16 protein-coding genes are annotated in these 16,277 nt (G+C 68.1%); 6 read left to right on the plus strand and 10 right to left on the minus strand.

Features of this window, described 5'->3' with window-relative positions; all coding sequences use genetic code 11:
* Positions 1-54 precede the first annotated feature (54 nt).
* The 3 genes from ACFVIV_RS30950 to ACFVIV_RS30960 form a co-directional block, all read right to left on the minus strand.
* Positions 55-519 (minus strand): VOC family protein, encoded by a 465-nt coding sequence (locus ACFVIV_RS30950; protein WP_379202406.1) that lies wholly within the window; start codon positions 517-519, stop codon positions 55-57.
* Between the two features lie 157 nt (positions 520-676).
* Entirely contained in the window at positions 677-1,390 is a 714-nt protein-coding gene (locus ACFVIV_RS30955) for a hypothetical protein (protein ID WP_379202408.1), read from the minus strand.
* Positions 1,378-2,376 carry a hypothetical protein gene (locus ACFVIV_RS30960; RefSeq protein WP_379202410.1) on the minus strand — a complete coding sequence of 333 codons (999 nt, stop codon included), beginning with the start codon at positions 2,374-2,376 and terminating at the stop codon, positions 1,378-1,380. The genes ACFVIV_RS30955 and ACFVIV_RS30960 overlap by 13 nt, the downstream gene beginning before the upstream one ends.
* Positions 2,377-2,481: 105 nt before the next feature.
* Between ACFVIV_RS30960 and lspA the strand changes: the two genes are divergently transcribed.
* From lspA to ACFVIV_RS30975, 3 genes are read left to right on the plus strand one after another with little or no spacing between them, the layout of a single operon-like run.
* Positions 2,482-3,168 carry a signal peptidase II gene (gene lspA / locus ACFVIV_RS30965; protein WP_379202412.1) on the plus strand — a complete coding sequence of 229 codons (687 nt, stop codon included), beginning with the start codon at positions 2,482-2,484 and terminating at the stop codon, positions 3,166-3,168.
* Positions 3,165-4,091 carry an RluA family pseudouridine synthase gene (locus ACFVIV_RS30970; RefSeq protein WP_379202414.1) on the plus strand — a complete coding sequence of 309 codons (927 nt, stop codon included), beginning with the start codon at positions 3,165-3,167 and terminating at the stop codon, positions 4,089-4,091. The genes lspA and ACFVIV_RS30970 overlap by 4 nt, the downstream gene beginning before the upstream one ends.
* 2 nt (positions 4,092-4,093) lie before the next feature.
* Positions 4,094-4,768, plus strand: coding sequence for a hypothetical protein (locus ACFVIV_RS30975; RefSeq protein WP_379202416.1), 675 nt, complete (start codon positions 4,094-4,096; stop codon positions 4,766-4,768).
* Positions 4,769-4,774: 6 nt separating this feature from the next.
* On the opposite strand, the gene ACFVIV_RS30980 is transcribed toward ACFVIV_RS30975, so the two are convergent.
* The 3 genes from ACFVIV_RS30980 to ACFVIV_RS30990 are packed head-to-tail and all read right to left on the minus strand — an operon-like array spanning position 4,775 to position 7,266.
* Complete coding sequence (locus ACFVIV_RS30980; RefSeq protein WP_379202418.1) at positions 4,775-5,344, minus strand: NADPH-dependent FMN reductase; 570 nt, start codon at positions 5,342-5,344, stop codon at positions 4,775-4,777.
* A gap of 54 nt (positions 5,345-5,398) precedes the next feature.
* On the minus strand, positions 5,399-6,334 hold the full coding sequence (locus ACFVIV_RS30985; protein WP_379202517.1) for a serine hydrolase: 936 nt from the start codon (positions 6,332-6,334) through the stop codon (positions 5,399-5,401).
* A gap of 5 nt (positions 6,335-6,339) precedes the next feature.
* The gene (locus tag ACFVIV_RS30990) at positions 6,340-7,266 is read right to left on the minus strand and encodes a LysR family transcriptional regulator (protein ID WP_379202420.1); all 927 of its coding nucleotides are present in this window, start codon (positions 7,264-7,266) and stop codon (positions 6,340-6,342) included.
* Between the two features lie 373 nt (positions 7,267-7,639).
* Here ACFVIV_RS30990 and bla point away from each other — a divergent pair, with 373 nt between their 5' ends.
* On the plus strand, positions 7,640-8,524 hold the full coding sequence (gene bla / locus ACFVIV_RS30995; protein ID WP_379202519.1) for a class A beta-lactamase: 885 nt from the start codon (positions 7,640-7,642) through the stop codon (positions 8,522-8,524).
* Positions 8,525-8,542: 18 nt separating this feature from the next.
* Here the strand turns inward: bla and ACFVIV_RS31000 are convergent, their stop codons facing one another.
* A complete protein-coding gene (locus ACFVIV_RS31000; protein WP_379202422.1) occupies positions 8,543-9,337 on the minus strand; it encodes an acyl-[acyl-carrier-protein] thioesterase in 795 nt (264 codons plus the stop codon).
* A gap of 234 nt (positions 9,338-9,571) precedes the next feature.
* Here ACFVIV_RS31000 and ACFVIV_RS31005 point away from each other — a divergent pair, with 234 nt between their 5' ends.
* The gene (locus tag ACFVIV_RS31005) at positions 9,572-10,486 is read left to right on the plus strand and encodes an ADP-ribosylglycohydrolase family protein (protein ID WP_379202424.1); all 915 of its coding nucleotides are present in this window, start codon (positions 9,572-9,574) and stop codon (positions 10,484-10,486) included.
* Between the two features lie 12 nt (positions 10,487-10,498).
* Here the strand turns inward: ACFVIV_RS31005 and ACFVIV_RS31010 are convergent, their stop codons facing one another.
* Both ACFVIV_RS31010 and ACFVIV_RS31015 read right to left on the minus strand, forming a co-directional pair.
* On the minus strand, positions 10,499-11,335 hold the full coding sequence (locus ACFVIV_RS31010; RefSeq protein WP_379202426.1) for a PhzF family phenazine biosynthesis protein: 837 nt from the start codon (positions 11,333-11,335) through the stop codon (positions 10,499-10,501).
* Positions 11,336-11,478: 143 nt separating this feature from the next.
* Positions 11,479-13,962 (minus strand): HAD-IC family P-type ATPase, encoded by a 2,484-nt coding sequence (locus tag ACFVIV_RS31015; protein WP_379202428.1) that lies wholly within the window; start codon positions 13,960-13,962, stop codon positions 11,479-11,481.
* Between the two features lie 233 nt (positions 13,963-14,195).
* Between ACFVIV_RS31015 and rarD the strand changes: the two genes are divergently transcribed.
* Entirely contained in the window at positions 14,196-15,104 is a 909-nt protein-coding gene (rarD, locus tag ACFVIV_RS31020; protein ID WP_379202521.1) for an EamA family transporter RarD, read from the plus strand.
* A gap of 118 nt (positions 15,105-15,222) precedes the next feature.
* On the opposite strand, the gene ACFVIV_RS31025 is transcribed toward rarD, so the two are convergent.
* Positions 15,223-16,275 carry an ABC transporter substrate-binding protein gene (locus ACFVIV_RS31025; protein WP_379202430.1) on the minus strand — a complete coding sequence of 351 codons (1,053 nt, stop codon included), beginning with the start codon at positions 16,273-16,275 and terminating at the stop codon, positions 15,223-15,225.
* Positions 16,276-16,277: the final 2 nt, after the last annotated feature.

Below are 16,277 nucleotides of genomic sequence, written 5' to 3' on the forward strand. Positions count from 1 at the left end.
ACGGCGATCCGCACCCGTTTCGACATTGAAGCGGGTGCGGAGGCGGTTGTGCGGTCAGCCCTGCATCATCTCGGCCATCCGCTTTTCCATTTCCTCCGGAGTGACGTCTTCGACATGGGTGGCAATGGTCCACTTGTGGCCGAAGGGATCTTCGAACGCGGCGGTGCGGTCGCCGTAGAACTGGGTGGCGGGCGCCTGGGTTTCCTGGGCGCCGGCGCCCAGGGCGGCGGCGTGCGTGGCATCCACGTCTTCGACGTAGGTGTAGAGGTTGACGGGGGTGCCGCCGACGGCCTTGGGGTCGAGGAATCCCATATCGGGCGCCGGATCGCCGAGCATGACCAGTGATCCGCCGAACTGCAGTTCGCAGTGCGCGATGGTGTTGTTGGGCCCGGGCATGCGGAAGCGTTCCGCGGCGCCGAACACGCGCTTGTAGAAGTCGATGGCGTGCGCGGCGCCGTTCACGGCGAGCGCGGGGCTGACGACCGGGTAGCCCTCGGGAATCGGATTGACAGCGGGCATCGGAATCCTCCGATCGAATTGTTATCGGACGGATCAGAGCCTAGGCCGGTACACCGACAAGAAATACGCGATTGTCGTATTGATCAAGCGAAATGCATTGTGCGCCGGAAAAATTCCACGATATGTCGCGGAGAGTTAATTCAGGGGGATTGACACCCTAGGGCCCCGCCACGCCCCGCAGCTTGCGCACCTGCGCCGCGGTCAGGGCGCTGAGCTGCTGCGGATCCGGTTCCGCGGCACCGGACATGGCGATCTGCACGATGGTCGAGCCGACCATCGCGAGGCTCACCGCGGAATACAGGGTGAGCCCGCTACTGGTGGTGTTCACCCGAAAAGCGGTGGACGCATCACCTTCCCCGGGCTGGTCCAAACCGCCCACCCGGAATTCCACCGCGGTATCGTCGGCATCCTTGCCGGAATATGTAGTGCATTCCCGCAATAGCGTTTGCATGGCGGAAAACGCCTGCGCCGCTCCGCCATTCGCATACGAGGCGGCATCGATGTCCACGCTGGCGAAGTCGGGCCCGCTGAACTGCGCGACGGCGTCCGCGGCCGCGCCCGGCACTTGCTCGGACACCGGCGCCAGCACCTTCGCGCACTGCGGCGGATCGGTCCGCGCGCCCGCGCCGCCACTGGCGCCCGGCGGCGGATCGTTCAGCGCCGCATAGCCATTGGGCAGCTGCCCGACATCCAGCAGATCGTTGCGCAGCACCACCGAATCGGTGATGGGCGCGGCCGTCGCGTGCGGCGGCCGCACTACCGGCCCGAAACTCGGCAGCGGCGCGGCGGATTCCTCGGAACCGCAGGCCGAGACGGTCACGGCCACCGCGCTCACGAGCACGGCCGCCGCGCCCGCCGTCAGGCTCCCCACTGCACCTGGGTGCGCAGCGTCTGGCGCAGCGTCACCGCGCTCTGCGGATCCCGGTAGGTCTGATTGCCGCCGACCTCCACCGCACCGGAAACCGGTAGCGGCAGACCGAGATCGACGGTGATGTCGCCGGCGCCGTGCATGAGGTAGTCCACGATCTCCAGCTGCCCCGCCTCATTGGGCAGATGCCACACCGTGGATTTCGGCGTCTGCACCACATTCAGGTGAATGGTGAGCAGATTCCCCTCGCGATGGGTGAGCGTCGCGGTGGTGACCTGCTCGAGCGGCACACTGCCGGACACCTGCTGGCGCACCGTCCACACCGCGCCTTCCCCGACGGGCGCGTCCGGGAAGGCGATGGACTGGTACACCGCTTGATAGAAGGCCTGTTCCAGCGCCGCCCGCGCGGCATCGGAGGTGGCGGGCTTGGGTTCCAGCCGCAGTGCGGTAATGGCGCCCAGCTCGTTGATGTCGAACCCGACCTGCGAGCCGTCGGCCGGCAGCAGCGCCTTGGCCAGCGCGGGATCGGGGGAGGTCACATTGCCGAGGGTCAGGTCGACCCCGTTGGCATCGGATTGTGCGGTCAGCGGAATGGTCACCGAGGGCGGCGAGAAGTCCCGCACCGCCTGCGCGTTGATCTGCTGTTCGATGTGGTGGTCGGTCCGCAGCGTCACCTGCTGCGCGGTGCCGGGCGCCACCACCGGCCGCAGCGCGGCGCGCGGTTCGTCACCGGCGTCGACGACCGTGGTGGTCACCGCCGGGATGGGCATGGTGACCTCTTTGCCGATTCCGACGGGTTCGGTGCCCTCGGCCTCGGCGGTGGTCTCCGACCGGGCGCTGCATCCGGTGCCCAGGGCCGAGAGGGCGACCGCGAACACCATGAGCAGGAGCCCGGAGCGGGCATGGCGCGCGGAGCCGGATCGGCCGGGCGAACCCGGGCAGCGTGCGGTGGCGTTGGCCGAGCTGGGGGAGGAAGACAACACCGTCACGTCAGACAGGTTACGGCCCGTTCCTGATAATCAGCTGGGATGGGAGACGGGTCGTTCCTGAGGAGCGCCACGCTGATCGGCGGCGGCGAAATTCCATAGGGAATGATGTCAACCGTGAGTACCGACCGCCCGCGCGAAACCGACGCAGACGAACCCGACTCCTCGCCCGGTGACAGCGCACCCGCGGAGAACTCCGAGAGCGAGGCGCCCGCTGTGTCCGGTAGCGGCGAGGCCGCGGCCGGCGACGGCGAGGCGGTGGCCGCCCGGCGGCCGCTGCGGCTGCGGAATCTGCTGATCGTCGCCGTGGTGATCTTCGCGCTGGATCTGCTCACCAAGTGCATCGTGGTGGCGACCATCGAGCCCGGTAGTCGGATCTATCTGATCGGTGACGTGGTGCGCCTGACGCTGGTGCGCAATGCGGGCGCGGCCTTCTCCATGGCCACCGGCATGACCTGGCTGCTCACCCTGGTGGCCACCGCGGTGGTGATCGGCGTGGTCCGCATCGGCCGCACGCTGCGGTCGCTGCCGTGGGCCATCGGCCTGGGCATGGTGCTGGGCGGTGCGCTCGGTAATCTCGTCGACCGCCTGTTCCGCGCACCGGGACCGCTGCAGGGTCACGTGGTGGATTTCGTGGCGGTCGGCTGGTGGCCGGTGTTCAATGTCGCCGATTCCGCCATTGTCTGCGGTGCGATCCTGCTGGTGGCGTTGACGGTGTTCGGGTTCGAACCCGATGGCACCCGCGCCGGGCACGGGCACGAGGAGGACGAGAACGCGGAGGAGAAGACGGTATGAGGGAAACCCGCAGTATGCCGGTGCCGGACGGATTGGACGGCATGCGTGTCGACGCGGGCCTGTCCCGGCTGCTCGGCCTGTCGCGCACCGCGGTCGCCGCGCTGGCCGAGGAGGGCTCGGTGCAGCTGGACGGCGTCGCCGCCGGCAAGTCCGACCGGCTGACCGGCGGCGCCTGGCTCGAGGTCGAATTCCCGGAGCCCAAGCGCGAACTCACCGTCGAGGCCACGCCCGTGGAAGGCATGAAGATCCTCTACGCCGATGACGACATCGTGGCCGTGGACAAGCCGGTCGGCGTGGCCGCGCACACCGGCGTCGGCTGGTCGGGGCCCACCGTGGTCGGCGGACTGGCCGCCATGGGCTACCGCATCTCCACCTCGGGCGCGCACGAACGCCAGGGCATCGTGCACCGGCTGGATGTCGGCACCTCAGGGGTGATGGTGGTGGCGCAGTCCGAGCACGCGTACACCCAGCTCAAGCGGGCGTTCAAGTACCGGACCGTGGACAAGCGCTATCACGCTCTGGTGCAAGGGCATCCGGATCCGTCCAGCGGGACCATCGATGCGCCGATAGGCCGGGCGCGCGGCAATGACTGGAAGTTCGCGGTCACCGCCGATGGCCGTCCGTCGGTCACTCATTACGACACCATCGAGGCGTTCCAGTCGGCGAGCCTGCTCGACATTCATCTGGAAACCGGTCGCACGCACCAGATTCGCGTCCACTTCTCGGCAGTGCGGCATCCCTGCTGTGGTGATCTCACCTACGGCGCGGATCCGCGGCTGGCGGAACGCCTGGGCCTGGAACGGCAGTGGCTGCATGCCCGGCAGCTGGGGTTCAATCACCCGGCCGACGGCCGCTGGGTCGAGATCACCAGCGAATACCCCGCCGATCTCGAACACGCCCTCGACGTTCTCCGTACCGTGTAACGGTGCCGCGCATTGTGGGTGAGCCGCGCGCTCGCCGTATCGGAGCCGTCGTCCTGGCGGGGGCGTTCGCGATGCTGATCGTCTCGCTGGGCGTGGCCATTCCGCCACGCCCGGCGGTCATCTCCACCGATCGTCTGGGGCCCGAGAACAGTGAGGCCATCCCGGACTACCTGAGCCGCGCGCGAGATTCCTTGCAGGGCGCCGATGCCGACCAGCACTGGGCCCTGGTCTCGTTCACCGACGGCATCAGCGCCGACCGCATCCCCGAATACAGTGCGGGCCTGCGCATCTCCCAGGCGATCTACCACGTCGCCGTCCCCGGTGTGGCCATGCCGATCATTGCCGTCACACTGCCGGCCGGTGCGGAAGTCGCGGTCGCCTCCGTGAAATCCGCTGCCGCCCAAGCCGGAGCCATGCGCGCCTACGACGACCGCACGGTCCGGGCCAACCGGCTGACCGCCACCCGCCTGAGCGCGAACTGCGCCTGCCTGGTCGGGCTGGTCCTGCACGGCACCCTCGACCAACTCCGAAACCTGGCCGCTCTCCCCGGGGTTCGCGCCGTCGAAGCCCTCCCGGCCGACGCGCCCGCAGGGGTTTTCGCGGTCTCACCCCTGCTGCCCGAGTACCAGGATTTCGCGAAACCGGGCTCCGACGACGCTCCCGTTCCCGAGAACTGACCCCGGTCAGGCGTTGGGGTACGGGGTGGTATTGCGCGGGTGGCGCAGGGCTTTCGACCACCAGGAGAGCTCGTCGAGCATGGCTCGTGCGGCCTCGTTGACGGACGGTGCGAGGTTCAGGGTGTTCTCGGCGGTGACGGACTGCCAGTACTGCGGCAGGCTCACGGTTTCCCGGATGGTGACCGCGCGCAGCTCGGCCAGGACGGGGCGCAGATGCTCCACGGCGCGCAGGCCGCCGGAGATGGCGCCGTAGCTGACGAAACCGATTGGCTTGGCGCGCCATTCGGGGCCGGTGGAGTCGATGGCCAGCTTGAGCGATGCGGGATAGCTGTGGTTGTACTCGGGGGTGACGATCACGAAGGCGTCGGCGGATTCGAGGCGTGCCGACAGGGCGTCGAGGGCGGGGGATGCGGAGTGGTCCAGGGCAATCGGGAAGTCGGCGAGATCGATGGTGTCCAGCTTCATCTCGGGATGGTCGTCGATATGAGATCCCATCCAGGAGGTGACGGTGGGGCCGAAGCGTCCTTCGCGGACGCTGCCGCAGATCAGGGCAACCTGGAACTGGTCTGATGTCATGCCGCCCACGCTAAAACCTCAACAAACCTCGAGGTCAAATCGTGCGGCGGCGGGCTACTCCGGCACTGGTCGCCGCAGGTCGGTGACGGCGATGCGGGCGGCTTCGGCAATGGCGGCGTCGACCGCGGGCAACACCGGATCCGGGCGCGCGGCGCGCGTGAAAACCGCCACGGCGACCGGGATTTCCCCCGGAAACTCGATGACGGCGACCTCGTTGCGGATGATGCCGATGGTGCCCGTCTTGCCCGCGACGGCGATATCGCGATGCGGGAACGCCGACGCGATGCGATGTGACCAGACCTGACTGCGCAGCACCGCGCACGCGAACTCGGTCTGCGCGGGAGAAAGAATGGTGGCCGACCACAGCGCGTTCAAGAACCCGGTCATCTCGGCCGGCGTCGTCGCACTGCTGTAGGAGGGGTCGTAGGCGGACACCGACCAGGCTTCGTCATTGTCGGCCAGCGCGGCGAAAGCCTCGGCCGTCGTATGCGTATCGGTATCGCGCACCAGGCTGTCGTGCATATCGGCGGTCCCGCCCACAATGCGGGTTTCGGTCATGCCGAGTTCGGCGAGCAACTCGTCGATGGCCGCCAGTCCGACCTCACCGAGCAGCACATCGGCGGCCGCATTGTCGGACACCGTCATCATCGACATGGCCAGGTCGCGCCAGCTGATGGTGACCGGATCCCGCAGCACGGCAATGCCCGTCGGCCCCGGGGTGCAGTCGGAGGGAACCACCGTGATCCGGGCCCCGGGATCGATCCGCCCCGCATCGACCGCCCGGCAGAAGGCGATGAACAACGGCAGCTTGTACACCGACGCGGTCACCACCCGTTCATCACCACCGACGGAGATCTCGGCGGCCGAGTCGTCACAGCGCCGGGCATGCAACCACCCGGTACATCCCGCATCGGCGAACACCGCGCGAATGCGATCCACAACGGCGCGCTCCGCCGCCCCGCCGCCGGCCCGCGCCTCGCTGCGCGACATTCCATTCATCGCAACCGCTCCCGGTAGAGCACCCGATCGATGACGTCGGCGTGCGCCGCGGCCTCCGGCCGACGAATCACCCGCAGCCGCAAGGCAATCGCCTGCGGAGCCAACCGCAGCCAAGCCACCCCCGGCGTACCGGACGGCGGCGTCGCGGTCAGCCCGAAACTGGTCCCCGCCGCCACCGCCGCGAACAACGTCCGATCATCCCGCGCCACCTCGACCGGCACATCCAGCCCCCGCTCCCGCAACAGATCGACGACAGTATCGAAGGCCGGTGGATTGGCCGCCCGCGGCGGTCCGGCGAACGCCAGCCCCGCCAGCATCGGAAACGTCGGCCGCTCAGCGCCGGCACTGCGGTGATCATCCGGAACCACCACCCAGCGCGGCAGTTTCACCACCGGCCCGGCCGCCACCCCGTCCACCAACGCCGGATGCTCCACCACCGCGAAATCACACACCCCCGCCCGCACCTCGTTCACCAGCTCGACAGTCGTGCCGATGGTCGTCGAAACCGTTGCCCCCGAATCATTCCCATCCACGATTCCCGACTCGGCGGCCGCGCTGTGCGTGTCGGCGGGCAAGCGGGTCCGGAGGGCTGTCACGCAGGCGGTGACCATTCCGTCGGGGAGGGCCGAGGTCGCGCCCCAGTGGATCGCGCCGCGGGAGTTGGCGATGCGCTGGGATTCGGCGTGCAGGCGGTCGGCGTCGTCGACGAGGAGGCGGGCGCGGGGGAGGAGTTGGATGCCGGCGGAGGTGAGGACCGCGCCTTGGCGGGTGCGGTGGATGAGGTCGACGCCGAGATGTTGCTCGAGGCGGCGCAGGCCCTGGGACAGCGGGGGCTGGGTCATGTCCAGCGCGGCTGCCGCCCGGCCGAAATGGCCCTCGTCGGCGACGGCGACGAAGAAGCGGAGGTGGCGGACTAGATCCATGCGGCAATTCAACCAGCCGAGTGCGGCGGGACCGGGTGAGCGGTGCGGCGCTGCCCGGTAAATACGCTAATCGCGTGCGCCTGACCTGCGTCGATAGTGGCTACGACTCGTGGGGGCGGGGTTGCGCTATTGGCCGGGACGCGGCGTGCGGTGGTCTGCTGCGGCGGTGACTTTCGCAGCGTTCGACCACCTTCGCCCGGCTCGCCGCCGGGGATTTCTGTTCACCGGCTCCGGGCGGGCCGGGCTCCGCGCCGGGGCGGTCCCGATTGCCGACCGGGTTTTGCCGGGCGACGGCGGAACCGCGCCGGGTCGCCGGATCGGCGCGCGTGGCCGGAAGTTCCTCGCCGCCGCGCTGGCTGTGTCCGCGCTGTCGGTGAGTGCCGCGTGCGATGCCGGATCGGATGCGGATACCGGCGCACCGGGTTCGGGCGCGCCGAGTTCGTCCGCGTCGGCCGCCGCCACCCTGACCTTCTCGAATCTGGAGGCGAAAGCCGGTGCGCGGCTGGGGGTTTACGCGGTCGATACCGGGAGCGGGCATACCGTGGCCTATCGGGACGGCGAGCGGTTCCCGATGGCGTCGACGTTCAAGGGGCTGGCGTGCGGGGCGCTGTTGCGGGAGCATCCGCTGTCGAGCGGGTATTTCGATCAGGTGATCCGGTATCCGGCATCGGAATTGGTGGAGTACTCGCCGGCCACGGAGAAGCACGTCGAGGACGGGATGACCGTCGGCGCGCTCTGCGATGCGGCGATCACGCTGTCCGACAACACGGCGGGCAACCAGCTGCTGAAACTGCTGGGCGGGCCCGCCGGATTCACCGCGTTCCTGCGCGGCATGGGCGATGACATCTCGCGGCTGGATCGGTGGGAGACCGAGCTGAATACCGCCATCCCGGGCGACGAGCGCGATACGACCACGGCGGCCGCGCTGGTCTCGGACTATCGCAAGCTGGTGCTCGGCGACCTGCTCGGGGAGGCCGAGCGCAAGCAATTGCAGGATTGGCTCATCGCGAATACGACCGGCGACAAGCGGATCCGGGCCGCCGTGCCGGACGGCTGGGCGGTGGGCGACAAGACCGGGTCGCCCGCCTACGGTTCCGCGCTCGATGTGGCGATCGCCTGGCCGCCCAACAGCGCGCCCATCGTCATCGCGGTGCTGACCACCAAACCGCAGCAGGACGCGCAGGCCGACAACGGTCTGGTCGCCGATGCCGCCCGGGTCGCGCTGGAGTCGTTCGGCTACACGCCGCGCGCCAAGTAGATCCGTTCCGGCAGAGCGCTACTCCCACCGCGCGGGAGTGGCGCTCAGCCGTGCGACCGCCCGCACGTCGCCGTCGACGGCGAACCACAGGCCGAGTCCGTCCGCGCCGCGCTCGGTGTGGATGTCGAGGTGCTCGCCGTAGCGGATGGGCTTGTTGTACTCGAGCACGAACCGGTGCGGGCCCTTGGTGAGATCGGCCGACTCCGAGGCGAATTCGTGGATCGCATGCCAGTAGGCGGTGTTGTTGACGTGCTGGAAGTGGTCCAAGTCGGTGCGCCGCAAGGGAAACCGGGTGCCGTCGGCGGCGGGCAGCGGCGCGTCGATCCACTGCCGCCAGCGCAGCCGCTGTTCGCTGGTGGTCGTGGTCATCATGTCGAAGAATTCGTCGGAGACGCGGGACGGGCTCATCGTCTCCTTGTTCATGTGGATCCAGAAGCCCTCGGTCTCCACCAGCCCGCCATTGTCGGAATCGATCCGGCAGCGCATGGTGCACCAGCGCGGTGAGATGCCCGAACACCACCGCCGCAGCCGCAATTGCGCCGGCCAGGCAATGGGTCGCAGCACGTCGATGACCGTGCGCCGCACGATCCAGTGCGGATGCGATTCCAGCGCCCCGGTATGCCGCAGATGATCGACCCCGGCCTCCTGGATGTGCCGGGCGATGCCGTCGATGCGCAGGTTCTGGTCCTCGTCCATGTCCACGGTGCCCAGCCGCTTGCGGATATCGAAGATGTGCCCGGACGACGGCACGGGTGCGAGCGGGCGCAGCATGGGATGCGCGGTGTCCGCGGGCTGGGTGAGCTGGTCCATCATCGGCCGACCTCCGAAATCTTCCATCTGCGTGGGGGAGCGGAGTGCGCTGAACGACTTCGGCGGTGGGCCGGAGTGATCACGAGCGTAGTGCAGGCGCGGGCCCGGTTCCGGGTGCGGCGATCGGCGCGCCTCGCCGATCGGGGCGCGGGAGTGGTCGCCGACGGTCCGGCCGGGGCTGTCGTACCGTGGTCTCATACTTGCGGGACTCGATCGATCGATACGGACGGGGCACGGATGGAACTGAGCGCGGAGCAGGCCGACCGGGCGGCGGGGGTGCTGCTGGGGACGGCGGCGGGGGATGCGCTGGGCGCCGGGTACGAATTCACCCATCCCAAGCCGGAGGTCGAGATCTTCATGAAGGGCGGGGGGTCGTTCAAGTGGGAGCCCGGCGAGTGGACCGATGACACGTCCATGGCGATCGCCGTGGCGCGCGGGGCCGCGGCGGCCGGAAACCTGCACGAGCCGAGCGGATTGGACGCGGTCGCGGCGGAGTTCGTGGCGTGGTGGGATTCCCAGCCGAAGGATGTGGGGTTCCAGACCAGCCAGGTCTTGCAGTGGCGCAGTGGGACCGGGCGGGAGATGCAGATTCACGCGCACGAGCTCGGCGGTCTGAAGGCGGGCAATGGATCGCTCATGCGGACCGCGCCGGTGGCGCTGCTGTACCTCGGCGATATCGAGCACTGCGCCAAGGCGGCCGCCTTGATCAGCTCGCTGACCCATTACGACCCGCAGGCCATGCAGGCGTGCACGCTCTGGTCGATCGCCATCCGGCATGCGGTGCTGCATGGGACGTTCGACGGTGTGCGGGAAGCGCTTTCGTGGGTCGACGGCGGATTCTGGGGACCGCTGCTGGATACCGCCGAGAACGGCGCGCCCGCGGACTTCCCGAAGAACGGCTGGGTGGTGCACGCGCTGCAGACGGCGTGGTGGGCGATCACGCACTCCGATTCGCTACCGGGCGCATTGGAACTGGCGGTTCGTGCCGGTGGTGACACCGACACCACGGCCGCCATTGCCGGTGGTCTGCTCGGCGCGCGATGGGGCGTTTCCGCCGTTCCGCAGGATTGGCGCGCGATTCTGCACGGCTACCCCGGGCTACGCACGGAGGACCTCGACGATCTGACGCGGAAGATCCTCGCGCACAACTGATCTCGCGGCGATCTAGTCCGGTTGATCGGGAATGCGGACCACGCCGTCGAGGTAGCGGCGGCAGCGGCCGGCCAAGCGGACGCGCTCGCCGGTCAGGGTGCACCGCATGGCGCCGCCGCGCTGGGAGAGCTGACGCGCCGACAGCGTGGTGCGCCCGAGCTCGCGGCTCCACAGCGGGGTGAGCTGTGCGTGCGAGGACCCGGTGACGGGATCCTCCGGAATGCCCTGTCCGGGAGCGAAGAGCCGGGACACGAAATCGGAGCTGTCGCCGGAGGCGGTGATGATGGCGGCCCGATTGAGCTGCGGGAAGACCGAGAAGTTCGGGCGGGCGTCGCGCACTTCGTGTTCGGCGGTGAGCATGAGGACCATATCGGTTCCGTCGAAGGCGCGCAGCGGCCGCACGCCGAGCGCCTTGGCGATGGCGCGCGGAACATCGTCGTGCACATCGATTTCCACCGAGGACACCACCGGCAGGTCGAGGACGAGATCATCGCGATCCCGGTCGACGCGCAACCACCCGCTGCGCGTATAGAAGTGGACGCGATCCGCGCCGGGATGCATATCGTCGAGGATCTGCTTGGCGGCCGCGAGCGTGGCGTGCCCGCACATGTCCACTTCGACGGTCGGGGTGAACCAGCGCAAGTGAAACGCGGGTGAGTTGTCCGGTGGCGCACCGGCGTCCACGGGTAGTGCGGAAGTGTAGAAGGCCGTCTCGGCGAGATTGTTCTCCTCGGCGAGCTGTTGCATCAACTCATCCGGCAGCCAGGACAGCAGCGGCATGACGGCGGCGGGATTGCCCGAGAACGGTGCGTCGGCGAACGCGTCGATCTGGTGCAGCAGGACCTCCATGCTGCTGAAGGTACCTGGATTTTCAATGACTGAACCGGACAAGGGCTTTCACGGCGAGCCAAAGCATGCGACCAGTTGGGATGAAACGGGCGGCGCACCCGAGGGGTGCGCCGCCCGTGGCTTTCGCCCGAATGTTGCCGGAGTTAGGGCTTTTCGCCGGGTGAGCTCGGCAGCAGGTGCGGAGCCTCGCCCTGCAACCGGGCGCTGATCCACCAGGCCGCCTCCACCAGCACGATGCCGATGCCGCCGCAGATGAACGCGGAGGTCGTCAGCGCGATATTGGACGGATCCAGTTTGAAGAACTCGCGGGTGAACGGCAGCGAGAACAGGATCAGGTATCCGGCAACGGAACCCGCGACCAGCAGGATCTTCCACCAGTTCCACGGCCGCGCCACGATGGCCAGCACCCAGACCGCGATGATCAGCAGGGTGATGAGCGCGGTGGTGCCCGCCTGCACCTTCTGCGTCTCGCTGGCCTCGGGGCCCTGGTAGGCGATGAGGTAGGCGATGAAGGTCATGACGCCGATGACGATGCCGGAGGGAATCGCCAATCGCATGACGCGGCGGACGAATCCGGTGCGGGCGCGCTCGTTATTGGGCGCGAGCGACAGGATGAAGGCCGGGATGCCGATGGTGAACCAGGCCGCGATCGTCACGTGGCGCGGCAGGAACGGATAGCCGATGGCCTTGTAGTGGAAGATCTGCGAGCCCACGCCGGCAATGCCGATGAGGAAGGCCAGCACCACCGAGTACACGGTCTTGGTGAGGAACAGGTTGGAGACCCGCTCGATATTGCCGATCACCCGGCGGCCCTCGCCGACCACGTAGGGCAGCGTCGCGAACTTGTTGTCCAGCAGCACGATCTGCGCCACCGCGCGGGTCGCCGGCGAGCCCGCGCCCATGGCGACGCCGATATCGGCGTCCTTGAGCGCCAGCACGTCATTGACGCCGTCGCCGGTCATGGCGACGGTGTGCCCGCGCGATTGCAGCGCGCCGACCATGGCCCGCTTCTGATCCGGGCGGACGCGGCCGAAGACGGTCTTGTGGTCCAGCACATCCGCGAGTTCGTTCTGGTCGGTCGGCAAGGTGCGCGCGTCGACCGGATCGTCACCGCCGGGCAGTCCGAGCGAGGCGGCCACCGCGCCGACGGAGACGGCATTGTCGCCGGAGATGACCTTGGTGTTCACGTTCTGCGAGGCGAAGTACTCGAGGGTGCCCTTGGCATCCGGGCGGATCCGCTGTTCCAGCACCACCAGTGCGGCGGGCGTCACCTGTCCGGGCGCATCGGCGGCGTCGACCGGCCGGTCGCTGCGCGCCAGCAGCAGCACGCGCAAACCCTTGGAGCCGACTTCCTGTGCGACAGCGGCGGTTTCGGAATCCGGATCCAGCAGCACATCGGGCGCGCCGAGCAGCCAGTTGCCGTGCTCGCCGAAGGAGAATCCGCTCCACTTCTTGGCCGAGGAGAACGGCGCGACCCCGGTGACTCGCCAGCCCGGCGAATCCGGCAGCGCTTCGGCAATGGCCGCGACGCTGGCATTCGGCCGCGGATCATTGGCGGCCATGGCGGCGAGCACCTGCCGCAATTCCTCGGTGCCGCCGAGGGATTCGCGATCGGGTCCGGAGCCGTTGGCCGACTGCACAGGTGCGCCGTCCGCGCCGACCGCCCGAATCTCCGACAGCCGCATACCGTTCTCGGTGAGCGTGCCCGTCTTGTCCGCGCACACCACATCCACGCGCGCCAGCCCCTCGATGGCGGGCAGCTCCTGCACCAGGCACTTGCGCCGCCCCAGCCGCACCACGCCGACCGCGAAGGCAATGGAGGTCATCAGCACCAGGCCCTCGGGCACCATCGGCACCAGCGCGGCCACCATGCCGTTGACGGCCTCCCGCCACGGCTCCTTGCTGGAGACCAGCTGGTTGTAGATCGACAGCAGACCCGCCGGAATCAGCAGGTAGGTAATGACCTTCAGAATCGTATTGATGCCATTGCGCAGTTCGGAATTGACGAGGGTGAACTTGCTGGCCTCATCCGCGAGCTTGGCCGCGTACGCGTCCTTGCCGACCTTGGTCGCCCGGTAGGATCCACTGCCGGAGACCACATAGGACCCCGACATGACCTGCGCCCCAACGGTTTTGTCAATGGCATCGGCCTCACCGGTGAGCAGCGACTCGTCGACCTCGAGCAGCTCGGCCTCCACCACCTCGCCGTCCACGACGATCTGATCGCCCGGCCCCAGCTCGATGATGTCGTCCAGCACCACCTCCTGTGGCGCGACCTCCGCGGCCTGCCCGTCGCGGCGCACCACCGGCTTGGCCTGCCCGACGATGGCCAGCTGATCGAGCGTCTTCTTGGCGCGAACCTCCTGAATGATGCCGATCGCGCTGTTGGCGATAATCAGCAGCCCGAACATCCCGTCGATGACCGACCCGGTCGCCATGACGAGAATGAACAGCACACCCAGAATCGCATTGATACGGGTGAACACATTCGCCCGCACGATATCGCGCACCGAGCGCGAAGCCCGCTCGGGAACATCATTGGTCAGCCCGTCCCGCCGCCGCTGCTCGACCTCGGCCGAAGTCAGTCCCGTCGCGGGCAGGCTCTCGTGTGTCGCGGTGATCGACATGACCGACAGCCTAATGAGCACCGCCGGCGGAGCCGTCCTTAACCCGCGCATGGCCGGAGCGAATGCGGAGGTACCGCCTAGAGCGCCCGGCTGAAAATGCCCTGAAGTGCCACTGGACGCGGCCGACAATCCGGTGATGATCGGATGATTATTCGATGTCGCTGAATCGTTGCTTACGCTAACGTTGAGAGGTGCCAGAGCGATCCTCCGCCCCGGAGACCGGGGCCGCCGCAGTGTCCGAGAATCACCGGGGGAGTGCGGGGCGGGATGCGGGGGTGGCGTTCGGGGCGGGGGCCTATTTCCTCTGGGGGGCTTTTCCGGCGTTCTTCGGGCTGCTGACGTTCGCGAGTCCGGTCGAGGTGCTGGCTTCCCGGATTCTGTGGACGCTGGTGGTGTCGATGCTGGCGCTGCTGGTTGCGGGGCGGATGCGGGAGTTGTGGCGGGCCGGTGGACGGACCTGGCGGCTGGCGGCGGTGGCGTCGCTGGCCATCTCGCTCAATTGGGGGGTGTACGTCTACGCCATCATGTCGGAGCAGGTGGTGGAGGCGGCGCTGGGGTACTTCATCAATCCGCTGGTGACGGTGGCGTTCGGGGTCATCATCTTCCGGGAGAAGTTGCGGCGGATGCAGTGGGTGGCACTGGGTTTGGGTGCGGTGGCGGTCATCGTGCTGACGGTGGACTATGGGCGGCCGCCGTGGATCGCGCTGGTGCTGGCTTGCACGTTCGCGACGTACGGGCTGGTGAAGAAGGTGATCCGGCTGGAGGCGCTGCCGGGGCTGGCGGCGGAGGGGATCGTGGCGGCGCCGTTCGCGGTGGCCATCATGGTCGTGCTCGCGGTGACCGGGAACGCGAGTTTCGGGTCGAGCTGGTCGCATTCGGCGCTGCTCATGGTCACCGGGCCGGTCACGCTGGTGCCGCTGATCCTGTTCGCGCTGGCCGCGCCGCGAGTGCCGTTGTCCACCATGGGATTGCTGCAATATCTGACTCCGGCCCTGCAGATGGCCTGGGGTGTGCTGGTGGTGCACGAGGCGATGCCGCCGTCGCGGTGGGCCGGGTTCGCGCTCATCTGGCTGGCGCTGGCGGTCTTCACCGGTGACGCGCTGCGACGTTCGCGGCGTGCGCCGGTCGCGATACCGGACTGAGCGCGTCGGCGCAGGAGTCCTCGTCATTCCGGCGCGCTTTTGGCCGGAATCCACCGCGCTGGTGTGGATTCCGGCCAAAAGCATGCCGGAATGACGGGAGGGGCTTCCGTCTGTCGGCTTACGGCGCTTTCGCCCGCAGAGCCCTTTCGACGAAGGCGTTGGTGTACGTCTTGTCGAGGTCGATGCGGTCGCGGACCGGCTTCACATTGCGGGAGTACTCGCCCAGGATGCGCAGGACGTTCTCCGCCCCTTCGCGTTTCATGAGGCCGTCGCCGTTGAACATGACGATGGAATCACGCACCGACTTGGCGTACAGCTCCGGATCGCCGCCCGCGTACTGCGGTGGCATCTTGGCCGCGATCTCCTCGGGGGAGTGCGTGTCGATCCACTGCAGCGTCTGCACGAAGGCATTGGCCAGCTTCTGCACGATATCGGGATGCGCCTCGACGGTTTCGCAGCGCATGTACAGCGACGCAGCGGGATACAGCCCGCCGAGGGCGGCGCGGGTGCCTTCCTCATTGCGCATATCGATGAGGATCTGCGCCTCACCGGAGCTGACCATCTTGGCCACGGTCGGGTCGGTGGTCATGCCCGCGTCGATGCCATTGTGGTTCATGCCCGCGATGAAGGTCTGTCCCGCACCGACTTTCACCCGCGTGTAGTCCTCGGTGCTCAGCCCCGCCTGACCGGCCAGGCCCTGGGTGAGGAAGTCGGTGGACGAACCCAGCGAGGTGACGCCCAGATTCTTGCCCGCGAAATCCCTGGGCGACTTGATGGTCGCGGCGTCCTCGGTGGACACCAGCTCGACTTCGCCCGGCACATCGGCGAATTGCACCACGGTCTGGATGCACTGATCCTTGGCCTGCAGATCGATGGTGTGGTCGTAGAAGCCGACCACGCCCTGCACATCGCCGGTGAGCAGCGCGGTTTCGGCATTCGCGCCGGACTGCTCGCCGAGCAGCTTCACATCGATGTCATTGCGTTCGAAGTTGCCCAGCTGCTGGGTGAGCATGGCGGGCAGATAGATGACCTTCTCCAGGCCGCCGACCATGATGGTGATCTGCGGCCGCCCGTTCTCCATCGGAATGCGCCGGGAGTCACGGCAACCCGTCACCAGCAGCAGCGAGGAGACCGCGAGCAGAATGATGGCGAGAGACTTGCGATACTTCATCG

The sequence above is a fragment of the Nocardia sp. NPDC127526 genome, from assembly GCF_042672265.1.
Lineage (GTDB): Bacteria > Actinomycetota > Actinomycetes > Mycobacteriales > Mycobacteriaceae > Nocardia.

What these genes read in the sequence shown, in the direction of transcription:
- ACFVIV_RS30950 (WP_379202406.1), bottom strand. Translation starts at nt 519, where the DNA reads ATGCCCGCTGTCAATCCGATTCCCGAGGGCTACCCGGTCGTCAGCCCC.
- ACFVIV_RS31010 (WP_379202426.1), bottom strand. Translation starts at nt 11,335, where the DNA reads ATGGAGGTCCTGCTGCACCAGATCGACGCGTTCGCCGACGCACCGTTC.
- ACFVIV_RS31000 (WP_379202422.1), bottom strand. Translation starts at nt 9,337, where the DNA reads ATGATGGACCAGCTCACCCAGCCCGCGGACACCGCGCATCCCATGCTG.
- ACFVIV_RS30980 (WP_379202418.1), bottom strand. Translation starts at nt 5,344, where the DNA reads ATGACATCAGACCAGTTCCAGGTTGCCCTGATCTGCGGCAGCGTCCGC.
- ACFVIV_RS31025 (WP_379202430.1), bottom strand. Translation starts at nt 16,275, where the DNA reads ATGAAGTATCGCAAGTCTCTCGCCATCATTCTGCTCGCGGTCTCCTCG.
- lspA (WP_379202412.1), top strand. Translation starts at nt 2,482, where the DNA reads ATGTCAACCGTGAGTACCGACCGCCCGCGCGAAACCGACGCAGACGAA.
- ACFVIV_RS31005 (WP_379202424.1), top strand. Translation starts at nt 9,572, where the DNA reads ATGGAACTGAGCGCGGAGCAGGCCGACCGGGCGGCGGGGGTGCTGCTG.
- ACFVIV_RS31015 (WP_379202428.1), bottom strand. Translation starts at nt 13,962, where the DNA reads ATGTCGATCACCGCGACACACGAGAGCCTGCCCGCGACGGGACTGACT.
- ACFVIV_RS30985 (WP_379202517.1), bottom strand. Translation starts at nt 6,334, where the DNA reads ATGTCGCGCAGCGAGGCGCGGGCCGGCGGCGGGGCGGCGGAGCGCGCC.
- ACFVIV_RS30970 (WP_379202414.1), top strand. Translation starts at nt 3,165, where the DNA reads ATGAGGGAAACCCGCAGTATGCCGGTGCCGGACGGATTGGACGGCATG.
- ACFVIV_RS30990 (WP_379202420.1), bottom strand. Translation starts at nt 7,266, where the DNA reads ATGGATCTAGTCCGCCACCTCCGCTTCTTCGTCGCCGTCGCCGACGAG.